General features: G+C 62.4%; 21 protein-coding genes. 16 read left to right on the top strand and 5 right to left on the bottom strand.

Annotated elements, in window-relative coordinates; translation table 11 throughout:
• Both E4P00_RS06285 and E4P00_RS06290 read left to right on the top strand, forming a co-directional pair.
• The gene (locus E4P00_RS06285) at nucleotides 1–831 is read left to right on the top strand and encodes an ATP-binding cassette domain-containing protein (protein ID WP_248130953.1); all 831 of its coding nucleotides are present in this window, start codon (nucleotides 1–3) and stop codon (nucleotides 829–831) included.
• A gap of 4 nt (nucleotides 832–835) precedes the next feature.
• Nucleotides 836–1,333, top strand: a complete 498-nt coding sequence (locus E4P00_RS06290) for an Lrp/AsnC family transcriptional regulator (protein ID WP_005787545.1) — start codon at nucleotides 836–838, stop codon at nucleotides 1,331–1,333.
• A 67-nt stretch (nucleotides 1,334–1,400) separates the two neighbouring features.
• Here E4P00_RS06290 and E4P00_RS06295 read toward each other — a convergent pair whose 3' ends face one another.
• The 4 genes from E4P00_RS06295 to E4P00_RS06310 form a co-directional block, all read right to left on the bottom strand.
• Complete coding sequence (locus E4P00_RS06295; protein WP_103735368.1) at nucleotides 1,401–2,282, bottom strand: TIGR03915 family putative DNA repair protein; 882 nt, start codon at nucleotides 2,280–2,282, stop codon at nucleotides 1,401–1,403.
• Complete coding sequence (locus E4P00_RS06300; RefSeq protein ID WP_005787541.1) at nucleotides 2,279–3,499, bottom strand: putative DNA modification/repair radical SAM protein; 1,221 nt, start codon at nucleotides 3,497–3,499, stop codon at nucleotides 2,279–2,281. The genes E4P00_RS06295 and E4P00_RS06300 overlap by 4 nt, the downstream gene beginning before the upstream one ends.
• Before the next feature lie 79 nt (nucleotides 3,500–3,578).
• Nucleotides 3,579–4,916, bottom strand: a complete 1,338-nt coding sequence (locus tag E4P00_RS06305; RefSeq protein ID WP_032876406.1) for a SidA/IucD/PvdA family monooxygenase — start codon at nucleotides 4,914–4,916, stop codon at nucleotides 3,579–3,581.
• A gap of 119 nt (nucleotides 4,917–5,035) precedes the next feature.
• Nucleotides 5,036–5,518 carry a sigma-70 family RNA polymerase sigma factor gene (locus E4P00_RS06310; RefSeq protein WP_005787538.1) on the bottom strand — a complete coding sequence of 161 codons (483 nt, stop codon included), beginning with the start codon at nucleotides 5,516–5,518 and terminating at the stop codon, nucleotides 5,036–5,038.
• Nucleotides 5,519–5,774: 256 nt separating this feature from the next.
• On the opposite strand from E4P00_RS06310, the gene E4P00_RS06315 reads away from it, so the two are divergent.
• From E4P00_RS06315 to E4P00_RS06380, 14 genes are all read left to right on the top strand, one after another.
• The gene (locus E4P00_RS06315; protein ID WP_248130955.1) at nucleotides 5,775–6,947 is read left to right on the top strand and encodes an efflux RND transporter periplasmic adaptor subunit; all 1,173 of its coding nucleotides are present in this window, start codon (nucleotides 5,775–5,777) and stop codon (nucleotides 6,945–6,947) included.
• Nucleotide 6,948: 1 nt separating this feature from the next.
• Nucleotides 6,949–8,922: a MacB family efflux pump subunit gene (locus tag E4P00_RS06320; RefSeq protein WP_148854178.1), complete on the top strand. Its 1,974-nt coding sequence runs from the start codon at nucleotides 6,949–6,951 to the stop codon at nucleotides 8,920–8,922.
• Nucleotides 8,915–10,327 (top strand): efflux transporter outer membrane subunit, encoded by a 1,413-nt coding sequence (locus tag E4P00_RS06325; RefSeq protein ID WP_248130957.1) that lies wholly within the window; start codon nucleotides 8,915–8,917, stop codon nucleotides 10,325–10,327. The genes E4P00_RS06320 and E4P00_RS06325 overlap by 8 nt, the downstream gene beginning before the upstream one ends.
• Before the next feature lie 106 nt (nucleotides 10,328–10,433).
• Nucleotides 10,434–11,189 (top strand): proteinase, encoded by a 756-nt coding sequence (locus E4P00_RS06330; RefSeq protein WP_078821066.1) that lies wholly within the window; start codon nucleotides 10,434–10,436, stop codon nucleotides 11,187–11,189.
• 108 nt (nucleotides 11,190–11,297) lie between these two features.
• A complete protein-coding gene (locus tag E4P00_RS06335) occupies nucleotides 11,298–12,065 on the top strand; it encodes an FCD domain-containing protein (RefSeq protein ID WP_005787529.1) in 768 nt (255 codons plus the stop codon).
• A 220-nt stretch (nucleotides 12,066–12,285) separates the two neighbouring features.
• Nucleotides 12,286–13,488, top strand: a complete 1,203-nt coding sequence (locus E4P00_RS06340; protein WP_248090417.1) for an ABC transporter substrate-binding protein — start codon at nucleotides 12,286–12,288, stop codon at nucleotides 13,486–13,488.
• A gap of 57 nt (nucleotides 13,489–13,545) precedes the next feature.
• A complete protein-coding gene (locus E4P00_RS06345; protein WP_216091195.1) occupies nucleotides 13,546–14,406 on the top strand; it encodes a branched-chain amino acid ABC transporter permease in 861 nt (286 codons plus the stop codon).
• Between the two features lies 1 nt (nucleotide 14,407).
• Nucleotides 14,408–15,418, top strand: a complete 1,011-nt coding sequence (locus E4P00_RS06350) for a branched-chain amino acid ABC transporter permease (RefSeq protein ID WP_248130959.1) — start codon at nucleotides 14,408–14,410, stop codon at nucleotides 15,416–15,418.
• The gene (locus tag E4P00_RS06355) at nucleotides 15,415–16,164 is read left to right on the top strand and encodes an ABC transporter ATP-binding protein (protein WP_078821062.1); all 750 of its coding nucleotides are present in this window, start codon (nucleotides 15,415–15,417) and stop codon (nucleotides 16,162–16,164) included. Before E4P00_RS06350 ends, E4P00_RS06355 begins: the two co-directional genes overlap by 4 nt.
• Nucleotides 16,164–16,859 carry an ABC transporter ATP-binding protein gene (locus tag E4P00_RS06360; protein WP_005787517.1) on the top strand — a complete coding sequence of 232 codons (696 nt, stop codon included), beginning with the start codon at nucleotides 16,164–16,166 and terminating at the stop codon, nucleotides 16,857–16,859. The genes E4P00_RS06355 and E4P00_RS06360 overlap by 1 nt, the downstream gene beginning before the upstream one ends.
• Before the next feature lie 13 nt (nucleotides 16,860–16,872).
• Nucleotides 16,873–18,141 carry a Zn-dependent hydrolase gene (locus E4P00_RS06365; protein ID WP_248130961.1) on the top strand — a complete coding sequence of 423 codons (1,269 nt, stop codon included), beginning with the start codon at nucleotides 16,873–16,875 and terminating at the stop codon, nucleotides 18,139–18,141.
• Complete coding sequence (locus tag E4P00_RS06370; protein WP_248130963.1) at nucleotides 18,138–19,541, top strand: amidase; 1,404 nt, start codon at nucleotides 18,138–18,140, stop codon at nucleotides 19,539–19,541. Before E4P00_RS06365 ends, E4P00_RS06370 begins: the two co-directional genes overlap by 4 nt.
• 91 nt (nucleotides 19,542–19,632) lie before the next feature.
• Nucleotides 19,633–20,496 carry a LysR family transcriptional regulator gene (locus E4P00_RS06375; RefSeq protein WP_005787511.1) on the top strand — a complete coding sequence of 288 codons (864 nt, stop codon included), beginning with the start codon at nucleotides 19,633–19,635 and terminating at the stop codon, nucleotides 20,494–20,496.
• A gap of 58 nt (nucleotides 20,497–20,554) precedes the next feature.
• A complete protein-coding gene (locus tag E4P00_RS06380; protein ID WP_078821059.1) occupies nucleotides 20,555–21,559 on the top strand; it encodes a LacI family DNA-binding transcriptional regulator in 1,005 nt (334 codons plus the stop codon).
• On the opposite strand, the gene E4P00_RS06385 is transcribed toward E4P00_RS06380, so the two are convergent.
• Nucleotides 21,556–22,281, bottom strand: coding sequence for an SDR family oxidoreductase (locus E4P00_RS06385; RefSeq protein WP_248130965.1), 726 nt, complete (start codon nucleotides 22,279–22,281; stop codon nucleotides 21,556–21,558). The two genes, E4P00_RS06380 and E4P00_RS06385, sit on opposite strands and share 4 nt — an antisense overlap.
• Between the last annotated feature and the right edge of the window lie 34 nt (nucleotides 22,282–22,315).

Consider the following 22,315-nt stretch of genomic DNA (forward strand, 5'->3'; position numbering starts at 1 on the left):
ATGAATCAGTCCGCGCAGGCCCTGGCCGTTTATCCGGTGGATGTACCGGTTGTCGAAACTGCAACTGCCGCCATCAAGCTTCAAGTCGAAGGCATTCACAAACGCTACGGCGAACACGAAGTGCTGAAAGGTGTGTCCCTCAATGCCCGTCAAGGCGATGTGATCAGCCTGATCGGCGCCAGCGGCTCGGGCAAAAGCACCATGCTGCGTTGCATCAACTTTCTTGAACAGCCGGACGCCGGGGTCATCACCCTGGACGGCATCAGCATCGAAATGCAGCAAGGCCGCGCCGGCACCCGCGCGCCGCACCAGGCACAACTGCAAAACCTGCGCACGCGCCTGGCCATGGTGTTCCAGCACTTCAACCTGTGGAGTCACATGACGGTGCTGGAAAACATCACCATGGCCCCGCGCCGGGTGCTGAATGTGAGCGCCGCCGAGGCGGAAAAACGTGCGCGCCTGTACCTGGACAAAGTCGGCTTGCCAAACCGCGTGGCGGATCAATACCCGGCGTTCCTCTCGGGTGGCCAGCAGCAGCGTGTGGCGATTGCGCGGGCATTGGCGATGGAGCCGGAGATTATCCTGTTCGACGAACCGACCTCAGCCCTCGACCCGGAACTTGTAGGCGAAGTGCTCAAAGTCATACAGACGTTGGCCGAGGAAGGCCGTACCATGCTGATGGTCACCCACGAAATGGGCTTTGCCCGCCAGGTGTCCAGCCAAGTGCTGTTCCTGCATCAGGGCCGAGTCGAGGAACACGGCAGCGCCGAGATCCTCGACCACCCTAACAGCGAACGCTTGCAGCAATTTCTTTCCAACCGTTTGAAGTGAACTCATGGATACCAAGGCCAACGGACCCCACTCCTCCCCTGCGCTGGATCGCATCGACGAGGCGATCATCGATGTGCTCAGGCACCAGGGGCGCATCACCTATGAAAAACTCTCGTCGCTGGTGCACCTGACCCCCAGGCCATGCCTGGAGCGGGTGCGCAAGTTGGAGCGACGCGGGGTGATCCGTGGGTATGGGGCGATCATCGATGTGCAGATGGTCTCACCAGGGCTGTCGCTGCTGGTGCTGGTGGCCTTGTCCAACCAGAGCGGGCGCTCGGCGCAAAAGGCCTTCGAAGCCTGCGTCAAAGCCTGCCCGCAGGTGTTCGAATGCCAGTTGATCAGCGGGCCGTTCGACTACAGCCTGCGTATGCGCTGCCGGGATATGGAGCATTACCGGGTGCTGACGGAGATCTGGTTGAACAATGATGAGTTGCACATTGATAAGTTGGTGGCCCATCCAGAGTTGGCAGTAGTCAAGAACACTGCGACCGAACTGGCCTGATACCCACTCCCCCAGGCTGCGAAAACCAAATGTGGGAGCTGGCTTGCCTGCGATAGCGGTGCATCAGTCACCCCACATCTGACTGGTCGACCGCTATCGCAGGCAAGCCAGCTCCCACATTGACCGGGTTTGCAATTCTTTTGCCTGGCTTGGCCCCCACCAGCTTCGCCTGCCCATCCTTCTGCTTGCCCGTACGCGCCTCGCTGATCAGCCCCGGGATCAACTTGCCCTCCGGCAAATTCTTCCAGAAGCGGCTGGGCAAGTGCCCTTCCATCACCTTGGGATTCAGCCGCGCCGGGTTGAAGATGTGACTGTAGTAGGTCAGCCACATCGCACTGTGGGGGTCGTCAACATTCTGCGCCAGTTGCTGCCACGCCTCGGGGCAGCGGCGCTGATGAATCAACTGCTCGCCGTCGTAATACACCCCGTCCAGTGGCGTGGCGATCATCCAGCGATGGCGGCCCATGCGCCCGACAAAATGCTGGCTGGCGCTTTTAAGAATGTCGTGGGCCGGTTCATGCCAGGCCACGTATTCAGGAAGTTCGGGCCCCGCCTCGGCCGGCAGGGCAATAAAGCGCACAAACGCATGCAGGTGATGGGCCTCGCGGCTGACTTGCTTGATGCGTCGCTGCAACTCGCTGCCCAGCTTGTCCCCCGCCAGCATCGCGGTGCGATCACCGTGGCTGACCCGCCACAGCACTTCATACAGCAGGCTCCAGCGTTGATCACCGTGATAACAGGCGGCAGACTCCAGCAACTCCAACAGCGCCTTGGGAATCCGTGCCTGGAAGGGCCCCAACCCTGACGGGATCGACTCATCGGTAGCGAACAGGTCAGCTGCTTGCGCCTCGCCCCAGCTCACCTGGCTGGGGTCGACCTGATGGCTGAGCAGCCAGCGCGCCTGTTCGCGCCAAGTGCTGAACAGGTTGTCGCATTCCAGACTGATCATCCCCACAGCCCCATCTGTTGCGGTTGCGGACGGTCGCGCAATTGTTCGCGCAGTAACACGCTGGTGCTGTCGGCCTGTTGCGGGTGGTAGTCACTGGTGATGAAGAACGGTTTGGCCTTGGCCAGAACGCAGCGCATACGCGCCAGGTCTTCGAAGCGGATCTTGCGCTCGCGGCGCAGGTCCACCAGGCGTTGGGTGGTACGCAGGCCAATACCGGGGATGCGCGCAATCAGGGTGGGCTCTGCGCGGTTCAGGTCCAGGGGGAATACTTCGCGATGCTCCAGGGCCCAGGCCAGCTTGGGGTCGATATCCAGGGCCAGGTGGCCGGGGCCGGCAAACAGCTCCCTGGCGCTGAAACCGTAGCTGCGCAGCAGGAAGTCGGCCTGGTACAAGCGGTGCTCGCGCATCAACGGCGGCGCGGCCAGGGGCACGCTTTTCGGGCTGTTGGGGATGGGGCTGAACGCCGAGTAGTACACGCGGCGCAGCTTGAAATTGCCATACAACGCCTCGGCACCGTGGAGGATGGTGCTGTCATCGGTGTCGTCGGCGCCGACGATCATCTGCGTGCTCTGCCCGGCCGGGGCGAAACGCGGGGCGCGAGGCTCGTTGAACACCGTCTGCTCGCCGGTGTAGATGGTCTGCATCGCCTGCTTGATCGACACAATCTGCTTCTCCGGCGCCAGGGTCTGCAGGCTGGCCTCGGTGGGCAGTTCGATATTCACGCTCAGGCGATCGGCATAACGACCAGCCTCGGCAATCAATGCAGGATCCGCATCGGGAATGGTCTTGAGGTGGATATAGCCGCGAAAGTCATGCTCTTCGCGCAGCAGTTTGGCGACCCGCACCAATTGCTCCATGGTGTAGTCCGACGAACGGATGATGCCGGAGCTGAGAAACAGCCCGCTGACGCAATTGCGCTTGTAGAAATCCAGGGTCAGGGTGACCACCTCTTCCGGGCTGAAACGCGCACGGGGCACGTCGCTGGAACGGCGGTTGACGCAATACTGGCAGTCGTAAAGGCAGAAGTTGGTAAGCAACACCTTGAGCAGCGACACGCAACGGCCATCGGGCGTGTAGCTGTGGCAGATGCCCATGCCGTCGGTGGAACCCAACCCCGCCTTGCCCTCGGAGCTGCGCTTGGGCGCGCCGCTGCTGGCGCACGACGCGTCGTACTTGGCGGCGTCGGCGAGGATGCTGAGTTTTTCGATCAACTGCATGACGGGCTACCGATACTGGTTTTTTGTACAGTACCAATAGCCGCACGTTGTCACAAGTGCCGTCTGTAGGAGGGGCAGATCAGCTGGCGGTTGCCAGGAGCAGGTCCTGCACCGAACGGCCCTTGTCACGGTTTCGATCGTTCTCATACAACGACGCCGCAATCTCATCGGCCCGAATCGGCAGCACCGACAGCAAGGTATCGCTCAAGCCATGGCTGGCCTGGCTGAAGCCCTGGATGTAGATACCCGCCTTGCAGCGCTCGTCGGTGACGATGCGGTAGTCGCGGGCCACTTCGAAGTCGCCCATGTAGGCTTGCAGCGGCGCCAACAGTTCGCGGTGCATCTGGCGCTCATAGCCGGTGGCGAGGATCACGGCGTCGTAGTGGTTGACGCTGGTTTCGCCCGTGGCGTTGTTGCGCAATACCAGTTCGATACCCAGCGGCCCGGGCGTGGCCTTCTCCACCACGGTCATGGTGCGGAACGCCTGGCGGGCGATGCCGGAAACTTTCTGACGGTAGAAAATCCCGTAGATGCGCTCGATCAGGTCCAGGTCCACCACCGAATAGTTGGTGTTCTGGTACTCGGCGACCAAACGCTCGCGTTCGGCCCCCACTTGCTGGAACACCAGGTCGGTAAACGCCGGCGAGAACACTTCGTTGACGAACGGGCTGTCATCGGCCGGCTTGAGCGCCGAGCCGCGCAGGATCATATCGACCTGCACCGACGGGAAGCTGTCATTGAGGTCGATAAAGGCTTCGGCCGCGCTCTGGCCGCCGCCGATCACCGCGATGCGCATGGCCTTGCCATCCACGCAAGGCTGGCTCGCCATGCGCTCCAGATACTGGGAATGATGGAACACGCGGCTGTCACCCTTGAGCGCCTTGAACGCTTCGGGGATGCGCGCAGTGCCGCCGGCGCTGACCACCACCGAGCGGGTGGTACGCACATGCTGCTCGCCCTGGGCATCGCGGGAAATGACGCGCAAGGCCTCCACCTGCTGCTGATGCAGGATCGGTTCGATGGCCAGCACTTCCTCACCGTAGTTGGCCTGGGCCTGGAACTGCCCGGCCACCCAGCGCAGGTAGTCGTTGTACTCCATACGGCAGGGGTAGAAGGTGCCCAGGTTGATGAAGTCCACCAGGCGATCGTGAGCCTTGAGGTAATTGACGAAGGAGTACGGGCTCGTGGGGTTGCGCAGGGTCACCAGGTCCTTGAGGAAAGAGATCTGCAGCTCACTTTGGGTCACCAGCGTATTGCCGTGCCAGCGGTAGTCGGCCTGTTTGTCGAGAAACAGCACGTCCAGCTTGCCCTGGGCCTTTTCACGCTCCTGCAGGGCGATGGCCAGCGCCAGGTTCGAAGGGCCGAAGCCGATACCGATCAGGTCGTGAACCGCGGGCGAAGCAATTGCCTGTGTCATTCCAGTGTCCTCTGGATAAGCCCCTTGGCGGTGGGGCGGGAATACCTTCATGGCCTGAACAACAGGCCGTGTGTTGATAGGAAACGAGGACAGTGAAATAAAATTTAACCAACTGGCGATCAGTGCGCTTCCCACTCACGCATACGCACCCGGCAATGCTTCATGGCGTTGACGATGTGTTTTTCCACCAGGCTGCGGGAAATCCCCAGGCGCTCGGCGATTTGCACATGGGACAGGCCCTCGAGCTTGCGCAGCAGGAAACTGTCGCGACACGCCGCCGGCAACTCGGCCAGGGCGCGCTCAAGCATCTCCAGGCGCTGGTTGTGGTCATGACTGGCGTGGGGTGAACAGGGGGCGAAGCGTTCTTCGCTGTCCAGCACCTCAAGAGGCTCGGACTGACGCAAGGCGTTGCGCCGGTGGCCGTCGATCACCAGGTTCAAGGCCGTGCGGTACAGGAAGGCGCGGGGCTGTTCGATCGGGATGTCGCTGGAACGCTCCAGCACCCGAACATAAGCGTCATGCACCACATCTTCGGCCACCTGACGGTTGCCCAGCTTGGCGTTCAGGAAACACACCAGCTCGCGATAGTAGTTTTCCAACATGACTCCTGGCCCCATGGCCGTGGTGCTAACGATGCCAGCCCGTGTAGGAGCGAGCCCATCGATGATGGCAGTTTGAGTGCGTGCAATTTATAGTAATTCTCATCTACTTTTAAAGGAGTCTTGCACCAACGGTGCATTTTTTTTCGTCGCACGAGCTGTTACCACATGTGTAACAACCTAAATTCCCGAGCATTTTTCTCGTATAACTGTCAACTCCCCGCTCCTGCGGTCAACACCTCCTGGCTGGAACCAAGACATGAAACGCCCTCGACCTGCCCGACGCGCCCTGCTTGTGCTGGCGTGCCTGCTCCCCATCCTTGTGGTGGCTGCCTGGCAAGTGCTGCCGTCGGGCCGCGACAGCCTACCCACGGTCACCGTAACCCGCGGCGACATTGAAAATAGCGTTACGTCACTGGGCACCCTGCAACCGCGCCGTTATGTGGACGTGGGTGCCCAGGCGTCCGGACAGATTCGCAAGATCCATGTGGAGGCCGGTGATCAAGTCAAGGAAGGCGATCTGCTGGTGGAAATCGATCCCGCCACGCAACAGGCCAAGCTCGACGCCAGCCGCTATTCCATTGAAAACCTCAAGGCGCAGTTGCAGGAACAGAAAGCCCAGCACGAACTCGCACGCCAGAAATACCAGCGCCAGCAACGCTTGGTTGCAGGCAACGCCACCCGCGAAGAAGATGTGCAAACCGCCAAAGCCGAACTGAGTGCCACCCAAGCCCGTGTCGATATGTTCCAGGCACAGATCCGCCAAGCCCAGGCCAGCCTGCGCAGTGACGAGGCCGAACTGGGCTATACGCGGATTTACGCGCCCATGAGCGGCACCGTCGTGGCGGTAGATGCGCGAGTCGGCCAAACCCTCAACGCCCAACAACAAACGCCGCTGATCCTGCGCATCGCCAAATTGTCGCCGATGACCGTATGGGCCGAAGTGTCCGAAGCCGATATCAGCCACGTCAAACCGGGCATGAGCGCCTATTTCACCACCCTCGCCGGCGGCAACCGGCGCTGGACCAGCACCGTACGCCAGATCCTGCCGATCCCGCCCAAGCCGCTCAATGAAGCCAGCCAGGGCAGTGGCAGCCCCACCAGCACGAGCAAAACCGGTAGTGGCCGCGTAGTGCTGTACACCGTACTGCTGGATGTGGACAACACTGACAATGCACTGATGGCCGAAATGACCACCCAGGTGTTTTTCGTAGCCAGCCAGGTCAAGGACGCTCTCACCATCCCGGTCGCAGCGCTGCTCGGCAGCCAAGGCACCGACAAGCAGATCGCGCGGGTCGTGACCAAAAACGGTGCCATCCAGAAGCGAGAAGTACAGCTGGGTATCAGTGACCGCCTGCGAGTTGAAGTGTTGGATGGCCTGGACGAAGGCGATCACCTGTTGATCGGCCCCGCCAGCAGCAGCGGGGGTTGACGTGACCACACCACTGATCGAACTCAAGAACATCCGCAAATCCTACGGCGGCGGCGACAGCCCGCAGGTCGACGTATTGCGCGGGATCGACCTGTCGATCCATGCAGGAGAGTTCGTTGCCATCGTCGGCGCCTCGGGCTCCGGCAAATCCACACTGATGAACATCCTCGGTTGCCTCGACCGCCCCACCGTGGGCGACTACCTGTTCGCCGGGGAAAACGTCGCGCACCTGGACAGCGACGCACTGGCCTGGCTGCGCCGCGAAGCCTTTGGTTTCGTGTTCCAGGGCTACCACCTGATCCCGTCCGGCTCGGCCCAGGAAAACGTCGAGATGCCGGCGATCTATGCCGGCATCGGCGCTGCCGAACGCCATGCCCGCGCCAAGGCTCTGCTGACCCGCCTGGGCCTGGCCGATCGCACCAACAACCGCCCGCACCAGCTCTCCGGTGGTCAGCAGCAGCGCGTCTCGATTGCCCGTGCGTTGATGAACGGCGGGCATATCATCCTTGCCGACGAACCCACCGGTGCCCTCGACAGCCACAGCGGTGCCGAGGTGATGGTGCTGCTGGATGAATTGGCGAGCCAGGGCCACGTGGTTATCCTGATTACCCACGACCGCGAAGTCGCGGCGCACGCCAACCGCATCATCGAGATCAGCGACGGCCTGATCATCAGCGATTCGGCGTTGAGCCCCCCCCACGTGCCCGTCACGGCCGGCAGCGACGCATTGCAAGCCGTGGACCTGCGCCAGCGCCTGGCCGACGGCGCCGAACACAATGGTGCCTGGAAAGCCGAGCTGCTGGACGCGGTGCAGGCGGCGTGGCGGGTGATGTGGATCAACCGCTTCCGCACCGCGCTGACGCTGCTGGGGATCATCATCGGCGTGGCGTCGGTGGTGGTGATGCTGGCAGTGGGCGAAGGCAGCAAGCGCCAGGTCATGGCGCAGATGGCGGCCTTCGGCTCCAACATCATCTACCTGAGCGGTTTTTCGCCTAACCCGCGCACACCGCCAGGTATCGTGACCCTCAATGATGTGGCCGCATTGGCTACATTGCCCCAGGTCAAGCGCATCATGCCGGTGAACGGCACCTACGCCGGTGTTCGCTTCGGCAACGTCGATTACATGGCCTATGTGGGCGGTAACGACACCAACTTCCCGGACATCTTCAACTGGCCAGTGGCCGAGGGTAGCTACTTTACCGAAGCCGACGAGCGCGCCGGGGCCACGGTGGCGGTGATCGGTCATCGCGTGCGCGAAAAGCTGTTCAAAGGCCAGCTAGACCCCATCGGCCAATACATCCTGATCGAAAACGTGCCCTTCCAGGTGATTGGCGTGTTGGCGGAAAAAGGCTCCAGCTCCGGCATGCAAGACAGCGATGACCGTGTCGCCATTCCCTATACCGCCGCCAGCGTGCGCCTGTTCGGCACCTATAACCCCGAATATGTTGCCATTGCCGCCGCCGATGCGCGCAAGGTGCAAGAGGCCGAGCAAGCCATCAGTCAGCTTATGCAAACGCTGCACGGCGGCAAACGCGACTTCCACCTGACGAACGACGCCGCGATGATCCAGGCCGAAGCGCGGACCCAGAACACCCTGTCGCTGATGCTCGGCTCGATTGCCGCGATTTCCCTGCTGGTGGGCGGTATCGGCGTGATGAATATCATGTTGATGACCGTGCGCGAACGCACCCGCGAAATCGGCATCCGCATGGCCACCGGGGCGCGCCAGCGCGACATCCTGCGCCAGTTCCTCACCGAGGCGGTGATGCTCTCGGTGGTCGGCGGTCTGTTCGGAATCGCCCTGGCATTGCTGGTGGGCGGCGTGCTGGTGCTGGCCGAAGTGGCGGTGCAGTTTTCCCTGGTGGCGGTGTTCGGCGCGTTTGGCTGTGCGCTGGTCACCGGCGTCGTATTCGGCTTTATGCCGGCCCGTAAAGCTGCCCGGCTCGATCCGGTTAAGGCATTGACCAGTGAATAAACGATCCATCGCACCGCACCTGTCGACGCTCAGCCTGTGCCTGTTGCTCAATGCCTGTGCCGGCACTTCGCCTGCCCTCGACAGCGGCATTGCCGCGCCGGCCGCCTGGCAATATGCCGAGCGCGACGCCGACCAGGCCACCAACCAGCGTTGGTGGACGCAGTTTGGCAGCCCTGTGCTGAACCGCCTGATCGATCAGGCCCGCCGTGACAGCTTTGATGTGGCTGCGGCCATGGCGCGGGTGCGGCAGGCCCAGGCGACAGCGGTGATTGCCGGCGCACCGTTACTGCCCGAGGTGAAGTTCAACCTCAGCGCCAGCCGTCAAAGACTGTTGCGCGGCAGCGGCAACTCGGATCTGGACGCCACCGAGAGCAACAAGACGGTCAATAACTATGATGCCAACCTCACGGCCAGCTACGAAATCGACTTCTGGGGTGGCCGCGCCGCTGCGCGAGACAGCGCTGTGCATAGCCTGCACGCCAGTGAGTTCGATCAGGCCAACGTGGAGTTGACCTTGCTCAGCAATGTCGCCGACCGCTATGCGCAAACCCTGGCCGCGCACCAGCGCCTGCAGATCGCCGAGCTGAACCTGGCCAATGCGCGCAATGTGCTGGACCTGGTGCAAACCCGCTACGACGCCGGTTCCGCCACGGCCCTGGAGTTGGCGCAACAGAAGAGCCTGGTGGCCGGCCAGCAACGGCAACTGCCGCTGATCCAGCAATCGGCCGAAGAATCACGCATCACCCTCGCCGCCTTGCTCGGCCAGCCGGTACAGGCCCTGGCGCTGGGCAGCGAGCCGTTCCGGGCACTGACCTGGCCGAATATCGGCCCCGGTGTGCCTAGCCAGTTGTTGCGTCGCCGCCCTGACATCGCCCAGGCCGAGGCACAGCTGGCGGCGGCCAATGCCGACGTCACAGTGGCCCGTGCGGCCATGCTGCCCACGGTGACATTGGGCGCAACCCTCGGCTCGGGTGCGTACAAGGCTGAAGATGTTCTGCGCAGCCCGTTCTACACCCTGACCTCGGGCCTGATCGCACCGATCTTCAACAACGGTCGGCTGAGTGCCGAGCGCGATAAAGCCCGTGCGCGCCAGGATGAACTGCTGCAGACCTACCGCGGGGCGATCATCAACGGCTTTGCCGATGTGGAAAAAGCCCTCAGCAGCCTGACTCGCCTGGACCAGCAACGCCAATGGCAAACCGAAGAACTGCAGCAGGCGCAAACGGCCTTTGAGATTGCGCAAAGCCGCTACGAGGCCGGCGCCGAAGACCTGCTTACGGTGCTGGAAACCCAACGCACCCTCTATGCCGCCCAGGACCTGAACGTGCAACTGCGCCTGTCGCGGCTGCAAGCCAGTATCGCGCTGTACAAGGCATTAGGGGGTGGATGGAAGACCGATAGCTGATAAGCAAAATCGGTATTTCTTACACAAACTGTTTCTTAGCCTTACATTCTCCACCCCCAGGTCCTTGGTAAAAAAGCTGTTACATACGGCTGCCCGGGACCTCGTGATGACACCCAGCGTTCTTGTAAAAAGCCTGGTCTGCATAAGCTGCTGGCTTATAGCAAACGCAGTGCGCGCTGAGCCCTTGATCGTGCCCACTGCAATCGACTGGCTGTTGGATTGCCCCCTCACTACCACTGCGCGCCTGGACCCTGAGGTGGTCGGGCGCACCCAATGCGGCCTGGTCAGTGTGCCCCGGGACCACGCTGCTCCCGGGCGCGGTCGTATACGCCTGAGCGTGACGCGTGTGGGCGCAAGGCAACCGCTCAACCGCGAGGGCGTGGTGTTCATCCAGGCCGGCGAACCGCCCCAGCCCGCCAACGCGCCTTTCGTGCTGCACCTGGCCAGCCACTGGGAGTCGCTCGCCACCCGCGCTTATCGCACGCTGGTGGACCGTTATGACGTGATCGAACTGAGCACCCGCGACCTGCGCCAGCCAAACGCGGTCGAGCAGGCGGCGCTGGACATGGAATATGTGCGCGGGCAGCTCGGCGAAGCGCGCCTGCACTACCTGGGCAGCGCCGCCGCGACCCGTCTTGGCAGCCGCTACGGCACGCTGTTTCCCGAGCGCATCGCACGCATGGTGCTGATTAATGCGGCGCCGGGCGATCCTATCGCTGTGGGCGTCGAGCAGTTATTGCTCAAGGAGTCCAAGCAGTCGGGCGCCGACGGCTGTGTCACCCGCTGGCTGGGGGATTTCCTCGCCTATGGCAAACAGCCGCCAGCCTCCGCGCGCTGCCTTGACCTTGGTGCCTGGGAGTAACCGGCGCATTTGCGACCTGTTGCCATCGAAAACGACACGCTGCGTTGACGCTCCGATGCAATCGTTATTAAGTGCTATTTATCCGCATTAATACGATAAATCGAACCCATGCTGACTCGCCCGCTACGCCGCAAACGCCAGAAGCTGTCCGATGTGATTGTCGAGTCGGTCAAGCGCTCCATCGTCACCGATGCCTTGAAGCCCGGCGACCGCTTGCCCACCGAACGCGAGCTGATGGAAAGCTTCCAGTGCTCCAAGGGCTCGGCACGCGAAGCGCTCAAGGCATTGGAAGTCGAAGGGTTGGTCAATACGCGCACCGGCCCCAGTGGCGGGGCTTATCTGAACCAGGCCGGCACTGAACCTGCCAGCCGCGCCTTGCGCAACTACCTGCACTTCCAGCATCTGGATGGCGAGCAGGTGTATCAGTTGCGCAAGGTCATCGAAGTGGAACTGGCGCTATCGGTGCTCGGGCGCTTGAGCGAAGACGACTATCAGGCCCTGCAAGCCAATGTGGATTTTTGCAGCGCCCCCGAAGACAGCGAAGCCGGCCAGCGCGAACAGCGCCTGGCGGAACTGGAGTTCCACAACCTGCTGGCAAGGGCGTGCCCCAACCCGCTGCTGAGTTTTATGGCGCAGTTTCTCAACGACCTGCTGCGCGACCTGGTGGTGCTGAAGAAAGCCTACAAGCCCAAGCGCAAGCAGTTCGACGCGGCCAACCTCGACTATCACAAGCAACTGCTGATCGCCTTTCGTGCCGGGGATGAAAGCGCCGTGCGCAGTTTGATGCATGAGCATATGTGCGATGCCGAACACCATATGACTGCGCTGGAAGGCCAGGTCAGCCCGCACTTCCTTCTGGAGTTTGATCACCGTTAGGAACAAAACCCGATCCATGTGGGAGCTGGCTTGCCTGCGATGGCATCGACTCGGTCCCCCTGTAACACCGAGGCGCCCGCATCGCAGGCAAGCCAGCTCCCACATTTGACCGTGTCCATCTGTTGAACCGAGTTACCCAATAACAAGCCTGCCCACAGGCCCTTGCACCACCGTATCGCCCTTGCCGCTCCTGCCAATAACTAAACCAGGGAGTCACCCCATGCAGCGTCGTACGTTATTGAAAGCCAGCCTCACCGCAGCCGCCGCCCTCAGCTTGCCGCTGAGCGTGCGTTCGGCCTTCGCCGCCGAGCCCTTTACCTTTTACGGCCTCAAGTCCATGTCTGGCGCGTTTGCCAGCTATGGCAAATTTGCCGACATGGGTTCGCGCCTGGCCGTGCAACAGCATGCCGAGATCCTCGGCCGCCCGCTCACCTACAAGGTTATAGACACCGAAGGCAACGCCGGCAAAGCGGTGCGCAAGGTGCAGGAGGCAATCGCGCAGGACGGCGCAAGGTTCTTCCAGGGCTGCACACTGTCGTCTTCCGCCCTGGCGGTGGCCAAGGAAGTCGATAAAGTCGGCGGCGTTTTCATGACCCCGGTGGGTGCTGATGAAGTCACCGGCAAGGATTGCAACAAGGCGACCTTCCGCTGGTCAGTGCCCACCTACGGCGCGATCCGCGAAACCATGGTACCGCTGATCAAACTGCTGCCGGACGCCAAACGCTGGTACACCATCACGCCGCAATACGTGTTCGGCGAAGCCTTGCTCGAAGGCGCAAAGAACGTGCTGAAGGAGCACGGCCTGGAACACGTCGGCAACAGCTACCACTCGCTGCAGGAGCAGGAATTCTCCGGCTACCTGACCAACGCCATTTCCACCCGGCCCGACGTGCTGGTACTGCTCAACTTCGGCAGCCAGTCGTCCAACACCCTGCGCCAGGCGGTGAACTTCGGCATCAAGGAACGCATGAAGGTGCTGCTGGTATGGTCGGCCGGCCTTGATCAATTCCAGGAACTGGGCAGCGATGTGCTCGAAGGTGTGTACCTCGGCGCGCAGTACTGGCATCAGGTCGATACGCCACTCAACCGCGAACTGGTCAAGCTGACCCAGGCCAAATACGGCATCAACCCCACCTACCCGCTGGCCGCCGACTACATCAGCACCAAGGTCATGCTCGACACCGTCATCGCCACTGGCAGCTTCGACGGCGCAACCGTGGCCAAGGCCATGCAAGGCTTGAGCTATGAAGGCCCGACCGGCAAGGAGTCGATCCGCGCCGGCGACCATCAGGTGATCAAGGATTACTACTTGCTGGTCGGCAAGGCCAGCGGCGACATGACCGACAAGGACGACCTGGCCAAGGTGCTCAGCGCCGGCCAATCGTTCCCACCGGTCGAGGCGACGGGCTGCACGCTCGGCTGACTGCTTACTTTTTGTCGCGCAGGGCCGCGCAAGCGGCCGCCTGCAGAGGGTTCCTGCATGCTCAATTTGTACCTGTTCCAGATTCTCAACGGCCTTGGGCTGGGGATGATCTACTTCCTGATCGCGGTCGGGCTGACGATCATTTTCGGCCTGCTCAATTTCGTCAACTTCGCCCACGGCGCGTTTTTCCTGCTGGGCGCCTACATCTGCTACACCGCCGTGAGCCTCACCGGCAGCTTCTGGCTGGCGCTGCTCGTCGCGCCGCTGGTGGTGGCTGCGCTGGCCTGGGTGATCGAGCGTGTGCTGATCCAGCGGATCTACCACTTGCCGCACATGTTCCAGATTCTGGTAACCCTGGGGATCGCGCTGATTATCCAGGAAGCCAGCGTGATGATCTGGGGCCCGGTGGGCAAAAGTGTCGCCGTACCGGAGTTGCTGCGCGGCGTGCTGGTGGTGGGGGATTTTGTCTATCCCTACTACCGCCTGTTTCTCATCGTGTTTTCCGGGCTGATCGGCCTGGGTCTGTGGCTGCTGCTGGAACGCACGCGCTTCGGCGCCCTGGTGCGCGCCGGCAGTGAGAGCACTGAAACCGTGTCATTGCTGGGCACCAATATTTTCCGCCTGTTCTCCATGACCTTCGCCCTCGGCGTGGCCCTGGCCGGTGTCGCCGGGGTGTTGTTCGCGCCGTTGCGTGGTGCCCAGCCCTTTGTCGGCCCGGAGATTCTCGGGGTGGCGTTCGTGGTGGTGGTGATTGGCGGCATGGGCTCGTTCAGCGGTGCGCTGGTCGGCGGTTTGCTGGTAGGCGTAGTGCAAAGCCTGATGACCACACTCTGGCCCCAGGGTGCGAGCCTGATGATCTACGGCGCGATGGCCGTGGTGATTCTGGTCCGCCCCTACGGCCTGTTCGGGAGAGCCTGAAATGAGCGAGAAAAACCCCCTGCCGTTTGCCAAGACCCAATCCAAAGCGATGCTGCTATGGGTATTGGCGGTGCTGATCGGCCTGCCGCTGATACTGCCCTCGGCAACCCTGGCCACCGAGATCCTGATCTTTGCCATGGCCGCCCTGGCCTGCAACCTGTTGTTGGGCTACACCGGCTTGCTGTCATTCGGCCAAGGCATCTTCTTCGGGGCCGGCGCCTACTGCGCGGCGTTGCTGATGATCCACCTGCAACTGGGGTTGTTCACCGCACTGCTGGGTGCCGCCATCGCCGGCGGTTTCCTGGCATTGCTGGTGGGCGCCCTGGCGATTCGGCGCACCGGCATTTACTTCGTGATGCTCACGCTGGCGTTCAGCCAGATGGCCTATTTCGTCGCCTACACCCTGAGCGACTGGACCGGCGGCGACAACGGCCTGCTCAGCGTGCCGCGCCCGGAAATCCGTGTGGGTGAAACCGTGCTGTTGTCCTTGGCCGATGCCCGTGCCTTCTATGGATTTGTCGCGGTGCTGTTCCTGCTGATCTTTATCGGCGCTCGCCGGGTGATCGCTTCGCCGTTCGGCAGCACGCTGATGGCGATCCGTGAAAACGAGACACGTGCCTCGGCCATCGGCTACGACACGCGGCACTTCAAGATCCTGGTGTTCGTGCTGTCCGGGGCGGTCACCGGGATTGCCGGGGCGCTGTACGCCATGCTGCTGCACTTTGTGCCACTGTCCAATATTGACCTGGCGATGTCCGAGAACATTCTGATCATGACCATCGTCGGCGGCATTGGCTCGTTGTTCGGCTCATTGCTGGGCGCCGGCTCCATTGTGCTGCTGGGGGATTTCCTCTCCGACCTGTGGCCGCGCTGGCTGATGCTGCTGGGGGTGATCCTGATCCTGGTGGTGATCTTCATGCGTGGCGGTTTGTGGGGCGGCCTGGCGTCGCTGTTCGAGAAGGTGCGCGGTACGCGCAAAAGCGCGGTCGTCGCCAAGGAGCCAGGGCTATGAGCATCCTGCTGGAAACCCAACACCTGGAACTGGCCTATGGCGCGTTCCGTGCGGTCAATGGCGTCAACCTCAAGGTCGAGGCCGGCACTATCCACACCATTATCGGCCCCAATGGCGCTGGCAAGACCAGTCTGTTTCATTGCCTGACAGGCGAGCGCCAGGCCACTGCCGGAGCGATCCATTTCGACGGCAACAACCTGATGCGCAAACCCGCCCATGCCCGCGTCGGCCTGGGCATGGCGCGTTCGTTCCAGCTCACCAGCCTGTTCCAGAACCTCAGCGTGCGCGAAAACCTGCGCCTGGCCGCCCAGGGCCGCGATGGCGCCCGTGCCTTGAACTTCTGGCGCCGAGTGGACAGCAAGCGCGAACACCTGGAGATGGCCGACCAGGTCCTTGAGCGCCTGCAACTCACTGCCCGCGCCGACACCCTGGCCGGCGAGTTGTCCCACGGCCAGCAAAGGGTGCTGGAGGTGGGCATGTCGATCTGCTCCAAACCGAAACTGTTGATGCTCGACGAACCGACCTCGGGCATGGGCATCGATGATATCCCGATCATGACCCAATTGATCAGCGACCTGGGCCGCGACCACACGGTGCTGTTGATCGAACACAACATGAGCATTGTCATGTCCATCAGCCAACGCATCACGGTGATGAGCCACGGCCAGATCCTGGTGGAAGGCACGCCAGATTTCGTGCGTGCCGATGAACGTGTGCGCACTGCATACCTTGGGGAGGCCGCCTGATGCTGATCGTCGAGAATATCCATTCCTACTACGACAAGAGCCATGTGCTGGAGGGCGTGTCATTGACCGTCAACCCTGGCGAACTGGTGACCCTGCTGGGTCGCAATGGCGCCGGCAAGACCACCACCCTGCGCAGCATCCTCGGCATCATTTGCCCGCGTCAGGGCCAGATTCACTTCAATGGCCAGGCGCTGGTGGGGCAGAAAATCTTTGAAATTGCACGCCAGGGCTTGGCACTGGTGCCGGAGAACCGCGGGATTTTCCGCCTGCTCAGCGTCGAGGAAAACCTGCGCATCGCCGTACGCAAAAGCAGCCGTTGGCAACTGGACGATGTATACGCCATGTTCCCGCGCCTCAAGGAACGGCGCAAAAACGCCGGCCATGCGTTGTCCGGTGGCGAACAGCAAATGCTTGCCATCGCCCGCGCCCTGCTCAACGACCCCAAGCTGCTGATCCTCGACGAACCCACCGAGGGCTTGGCCCCGGTGATTGTCGACGAGCTGGTGAAGATCCTGCGCAAGGTCAAGGACGACGGCCTGCCGGTGCTGCTGGTGGAGCAGAACCTGATGGTCTGCGACAAACTCGCCGACCGCCATTACGTACTCGAACAGGGCCGCGTGGTGTACGAAGGCAGCGCTGCTGACTTCCGTGCCGACCCGTCGATCAAGAACCGTTATCTGGCCTTGAGTGCCTGACTGGAGATCTCTGATGAATAGTGTTGCGCAACCGCTCCAGAGCAACGCCCCGCTGATCAACCGTGACCGCCTGTGGCAATCGCTGATGGACCTGGCCCGACTCGGCGCCACGGCCAAGGGTGGCGTGTGTCGCCTGGCCCTCACCGATCTGGACCGCCAGGCCCGCGACCTGTTTGTGCAGTGGTGCGAAGCGGCTGGGTGCAGCGTCACTGTCGACGCCATCGGCAATATCTTTGCGCGTCGTGCCGGACGTAACCCCGCCCTGCCCCCGGTGATGACCGGCAGCCACATCGACACCCAACCCACCGGCGGCAAGTTCGACGGCTGCTACGGGGTGATGGCCGGGCTGGAAGTGATCCGTACCTTGAATGACTTGCAGATCCAGACCCAGGCGCCGATTGAAGTGGTGGTGTGGACCAACGAAGAAGGCTCGCGCTTCCCGCCGTGCATGATGGGTTCCGGGGTGTTTGCCGGGAAGTTCGACTTGCAGGACACCCTCGACAAATGCGACGACCAGGGCCTGTCAGTAGGTGCCGAATTACAGCGCATTGGCTATGCCGGTTCCCGTGCGGTTCTGGGCCATCCGGTCGGGGCCTACTTCGAAGCCCATATAGAGCAAGGCCCGGTACTGGAAGACCAGGCCACCACTATCGGCGTGGTCATGGGCTGCCTGGGCCAGAAATGGTTCGACCTGACCCTCACCGGCGTCGAAGCCCACGCCGGCCCCACACCGATGCACCTGCGCAAGGACGCCCTGGTCGGCGCCGCCGAGGTGGTCAGCGCGGTCAACCGTATCGCCCATCATCAACAGCCCCATGCCTGCGGCACCGTTGGTTGCCTGAGCCTGCACCCGGGTTCGCGCAATGTGATTCCCGGCCAGGTGCAGATGACCATCGACTTGCGTCACCTGCATGGGGACAAACTGCAAGCCATGGTCGATGAAGTACGCGCAGTGATCGAAACCACGGCCGCCCGACACGGCTTGACCTTTGAACTGACGCCCACCGCCGACTTCCCGCCGCTGGACTTCCACCCGGACTGCGTCAATGCCGTGCGCGATGGCGCGAGAGCCTTGGGCTTGAGCCATATGGACATCGTCAGCGGCGCCGGGCATGACGCGATTTTCGTCGCCGAACTGGGCCCGGCCGGGATGATCTTTGTGCCATGCGAAGGCGGCATCAGCCATAACGAAATCGAAAACGCCGCGCCGGATGATCTGGCGGCTGGCTGCGCGGTGTTGCTGCGGGCCATGGTCAATGCGGCGCAGGGAGTTCAAGCATGAGTGAGATCGGCCAACTGACGGCGGTGCAACTGCTCAAGCATTATCGCGACAAGAGCTTGTCACCGGTAGAGGTCACCGAAGATGCGTTACTGCGCATCGAACGCTACAACCCGGTGGTGAACGCCTACTGCCATGTCGATCCTGAGGGTGCATTGAACGCGGCGCGGGCCTCGGAACAACGTTGGTTAAAAAGTGCCCCTTGCGGCGCCCTGGATGGCGTACCAGCGTCGATAAAAGACCTCACGCTGACCCTCGGCATGCCCACGCGCAAGGGCTCGCGCACCTCATCCGCCGAGGGGCCTTGGAATGTGGACGCGCCCTTCTCGCACTTCATGCGCAAGGCTGGCGCGGTGCTGCTGGGCAAGACCACCACCCCCGAGTTCGGCTGGAAAGGCGTCACCGACAACCCACTGTACGGCATCACCCGCAACCCATGGGATACCCGCACCACGGCGGGCGGTTCGTCCGGCGGCGCCGGGGCGGCGGCGGCGTTGAACCTCGGCGTGTTGCACCAGGGCAGCGATGCGGGCGGTTCGATTCGCATCCCGTGTGCGTTCACCGGCACGTTCGGGATCAAGCCGACCTTCGGTTATGTGCCGCAGTGGCCGGCCAGCTCCATGACCATCCTGTCGCACCTGGGGCCCATGACCCGCACGGTGGAAGACAGCGTGCTGATGCTACAGACCGTGGCACAAATGGATGTGCGCGATGGCCTGATCGGGGCGCCAAGGACCACGCCCTGGCTCACCCCAGGGGCGGATCTGAAGGGCTTGCGCGTGGCTTATAGCCCGACATTCGGCTATGTGGATGTCGACCCGCAAGTCGCCAAGGTCGTCGCCCAGGCCGTGGAAGACCTGGTGCAATTGGGCGCTCATGTAGAGCAGATCGACCCGGGTTTCAGCGACCCGCTTGAGGTGTTCAGCACCCTGTGGGCCGCCGGCGCTGCACGCCTGACCGGCTCCATGAGCGACGCGCAAAAGCAACTGCTGGACCCGGGGCTGCTGCGTATTGCGCAACGGGGCGAGCGTCTGAGCCTGGACGACTTCAACGCCGCCCTGGAAGCGCGCGCCGCACTGGTCGCGCGCATGGCGGCGTTCCATGAGCACTACGACGTGCTGGTATCGCCGATGATGCCGATTACCGCGTTCGAAGCCGGGCACAACGTACCGCCCGGCTCGGGGATGAACGAGTGGATGGAATGGACGCCGTTCAGCTACCCCTTCAACCTCACCCAGCAACCGGCTGCGTCGGTGCCGTGCGGGTTGGCCGCCAATGGTTTGCCGGTGGGGTTGCATGTGGTGGCTGCTCGGTTTGCCGATGAGCAGGTGTTGAGGGTGTGTCATGCCTATGCAAAAGCCTTCCCTACCGAGCATTTGCAAGCACCTGAAACCCTGAGCTGAGATTCAATCGAAACTGTGGGAGGCATGCCCCCTCCCACAGTTTTTACCGCATTCCACTACAATGCCCTCCATTCTTCTTCCGGGGGGCTTCATGGACATCGAACTGGCACGCACCTTCCTCGAAATCACCCGCTGCGGCAGCCTCGCCGCAGCGGCGGAGAAACTGCACGTCACCCAGACCGCCATCACCGCCCGGGTCAAGAACCTGGAGAGCCAGTTGGGCAGCACGCTGTTTATCCGCAACCGTGCCGGTGCACGCCTGACCGCCGATGGCGAGGCCTTTGTGGTGTACGCCAACCAGCTGCTGCAAACCTGGGAAGCGGCGCGCCGTGACCTGCCGTTACCCGATGGCTATCGCAATGTGCTGCATATCGGCGGTGAGGTCAGCCTGTGCAACCCGCTGATGCTCGGTTGGGCCAAGGCGCTGCGCGAGCATATTCCCGGACATGCACTGCGTACCGAAATTCGCGAGGGCGAGTACCTGTTGCGTCAACTGGAGTTGGGCGTGCTCGATGCCGCGCTGGTGTTTCAGCCGCAGTACTGGCCAGGTTTGCAGGTAGAGCAAGTGCTGGAAGAAAAACTGATCCTGGTGCAATTGGCGAGCAAACCCGAGCCCTATGTGTATATCGACTGGGGCCAGGGTTTCCGCCAGCAGCATGACGCCGCCCTGCCCGACCGCGCACGTGCCGCCGTGAGTTTCAACCTGGGCCCATTGGCGCTGCAGTACATCCTGGAAAACGGCGGCGCCGGGTATTTCCGCACGCGGGTGGTGCAAAGCTATCTGGACAGTGGCGTGATGCAGCGCGTGCCCAAGGCGCCGGAGTTCAGTTTCCCGACTTACCTGGTGTATTCGCGGGCGCGGGATTCGGCGGTGTTGCAGCAGGCGCTGGCGTTGCTGCGCGAGGTGGTCAAGGCTGAAGGTGACTGGTCGCAACGCTGGGACCCGCTGATTTGAATCACACTGGGCCTGCACACATGCTAGCCTGCTGATGTGTCCTCTCGCAGCCTTACCGATGAACAAGAAAAAGTCCGTCACCATCAGCGACATTGCCAAACGGGTCGGCATGACCACCATCACCGTGTCCCGGGCGCTGAGCAAACCTGACCTGGTAAAACCCGCCACCCTGGCGCGCATCCTCGAAGTGGCACGCGAACTCGACTACGTGCCCAACGCCTTCGCGCGCGGGCTCAAGCGCAGTGAAAGCCTGATCATCGGCGTGATCACCGCCTCGGTGGACAACCCGTTCTACAGCGAAATGATCAAGGCCATTTCCCGCGAGGCGAAACAACACGGGTACACCATCATGCTGGTGGACACCGACGAACTGGAAGAACTGGAAAGCAAGGCGGTCGATACGCTGCTGGGTTACCGCGTGGCGGGGATCATCCTGTCGCCGGTCTCCGATGAGCCGAACTACCAGCCCGACTACCTGGAACGCCTGGGTAACGGCAAGACCCCTGTGGTGCTGCTGGATCGCACGATCCACGACAGCCCGTTCAGCCGCGTGGTGCTCGACAACTACCACAGCGGCATCCAGGCCGCGCACTACTTGTTGCGCCAGACGCCGCACCTCAAGCGCCTGCTGGTGCTGACTGGCCCCGAGCACTCGCGCATCACCGTGGAGCGCCTCAAAGGCTTGCGCGAAGTGCTGGCCGAGCATCCCCAGGTGCACGTTGAAGTGCAGGCGGGCGACTACACGCTGATGCCATCCTACCTGCACACCCTGGACTACCTCGCCGAACATTCGGCGCCGGACGCGATCATGGGTTTTAACCAGTTGATCACCCTCGGCGCCCTGCGCGCACTGCGCATGCACAACATCCCCCATGACAGCCTGACCATCTGCGGCATCGACCGCCTGCCCTTCGCCGATATCTTTGGCGTGCCGATCGCCTGCGTGGCCCACGACGCGTCACTGGCTGGCAGCAGCGCGGTACGTTTGCTGCTCGATCGCCTGGAAGATCCGTACAAGCCGCGGGACAAGGTGGTCATCGCCGGCCAGTTGGAGAACGGCTAGCGGCTGGTGTAACCGCCGTCGATGGGCAGGCTGACGCCGCTGATCATGCTGGCGGCATCGCTGAGCAGGAACAGCACCGGCAACGCCACTTCCGAGGGTTGCGCAAAACGCCCCAGGGGAATTGCCGCCAATGCCGGATCGCGCTTAGCCGGCTCGGACCAGGCCATGGTTGCCATCGGCGTAAGCGTCACCGTGGGGTTGACGCTGTTTACCCGAATACCAAAGCGGCCCCATTCGGCGCATTGCACGCGGGTGATCGCATCCAGGGCGGCCTTGGAGGCGCAGTAACCGAGATGGTCGTCCAGCGCCACCAACGACGCCTGGCTGGAGACGTTGACGATACTGCCGGGAATGTTTGCCGCGATCATCTTGGCCGCGACACGGCTGGCCACCAGGGCGGCGGCACGGGCGTTAACGTTCATTACCTGGTCGAAAGCCTCGGCGCTGATCGCGGCGGCGGGCTCCAGGCGCGAGATGCCGGCGCAGTTGACCAGGCCGTGCAGGGGCGGCAGGTCTTGCAGCGCTTTATTGAGGGCTGCGCTGTCGGCAATGTCCACACAGAGGGAGTAGCAGCCCAGTTCGGCCAAGGCTTGGGCGTCGCGACCAAGGGCAAAGACTTCGGCGCCGCTGTTGATCAGCTGCCGGGCGATTTCGCGACCGATACCACTGCTGGCGCCAGTGACGAGGATGCGCTGGTGGGTGAAGTTGAAGACTGCGTTCATAGATAAAATCTCAAGAACAATGAAGATCCACTGT

The sequence above is a fragment of the Pseudomonas sp. B329 genome (genome assembly GCF_023127835.1).
GTDB classification, from domain to species: domain Bacteria; phylum Pseudomonadota; class Gammaproteobacteria; order Pseudomonadales; family Pseudomonadaceae; genus Aquipseudomonas; species Aquipseudomonas synxantha_A.

Coding starts and splice junctions, on each gene's coding strand:
- E4P00_RS06285 (WP_248130953.1), top strand. CDS start 1: ATGAATCAGTCCGCGCAGGCCCTGGCCGTTTATCCGGTGGATGTACCG.
- E4P00_RS06290 (WP_005787545.1), top strand. CDS start 836: ATGGATACCAAGGCCAACGGACCCCACTCCTCCCCTGCGCTGGATCGC.
- E4P00_RS06295 (WP_103735368.1), bottom strand. CDS start 2,282: ATGATCAGTCTGGAATGCGACAACCTGTTCAGCACTTGGCGCGAACAG.
- E4P00_RS06300 (WP_005787541.1), bottom strand. CDS start 3,499: ATGCAGTTGATCGAAAAACTCAGCATCCTCGCCGACGCCGCCAAGTAC.
- E4P00_RS06305 (WP_032876406.1), bottom strand. CDS start 4,916: ATGACACAGGCAATTGCTTCGCCCGCGGTTCACGACCTGATCGGTATC.
- E4P00_RS06310 (WP_005787538.1), bottom strand. CDS start 5,518: ATGTTGGAAAACTACTATCGCGAGCTGGTGTGTTTCCTGAACGCCAAG.
- E4P00_RS06315 (WP_248130955.1), top strand. CDS start 5,775: ATGAAACGCCCTCGACCTGCCCGACGCGCCCTGCTTGTGCTGGCGTGC.
- E4P00_RS06330 (WP_078821066.1), top strand. CDS start 10,434: ATGACACCCAGCGTTCTTGTAAAAAGCCTGGTCTGCATAAGCTGCTGG.
- E4P00_RS06335 (WP_005787529.1), top strand. CDS start 11,298: ATGCTGACTCGCCCGCTACGCCGCAAACGCCAGAAGCTGTCCGATGTG.
- E4P00_RS06340 (WP_248090417.1), top strand. CDS start 12,286: ATGCAGCGTCGTACGTTATTGAAAGCCAGCCTCACCGCAGCCGCCGCC.
- E4P00_RS06345 (WP_216091195.1), top strand. CDS start 13,546: ATGCTCAATTTGTACCTGTTCCAGATTCTCAACGGCCTTGGGCTGGGG.
- E4P00_RS06350 (WP_248130959.1), top strand. CDS start 14,408: ATGAGCGAGAAAAACCCCCTGCCGTTTGCCAAGACCCAATCCAAAGCG.
- E4P00_RS06355 (WP_078821062.1), top strand. CDS start 15,415: ATGAGCATCCTGCTGGAAACCCAACACCTGGAACTGGCCTATGGCGCG.
- E4P00_RS06360 (WP_005787517.1), top strand. CDS start 16,164: ATGCTGATCGTCGAGAATATCCATTCCTACTACGACAAGAGCCATGTG.
- E4P00_RS06365 (WP_248130961.1), top strand. CDS start 16,873: ATGAATAGTGTTGCGCAACCGCTCCAGAGCAACGCCCCGCTGATCAAC.
- E4P00_RS06370 (WP_248130963.1), top strand. CDS start 18,138: ATGAGTGAGATCGGCCAACTGACGGCGGTGCAACTGCTCAAGCATTAT.
- E4P00_RS06375 (WP_005787511.1), top strand. CDS start 19,633: ATGGACATCGAACTGGCACGCACCTTCCTCGAAATCACCCGCTGCGGC.
- E4P00_RS06380 (WP_078821059.1), top strand. CDS start 20,555: ATGAACAAGAAAAAGTCCGTCACCATCAGCGACATTGCCAAACGGGTC.
- E4P00_RS06385 (WP_248130965.1), bottom strand. CDS start 22,281: ATGAACGCAGTCTTCAACTTCACCCACCAGCGCATCCTCGTCACTGGC.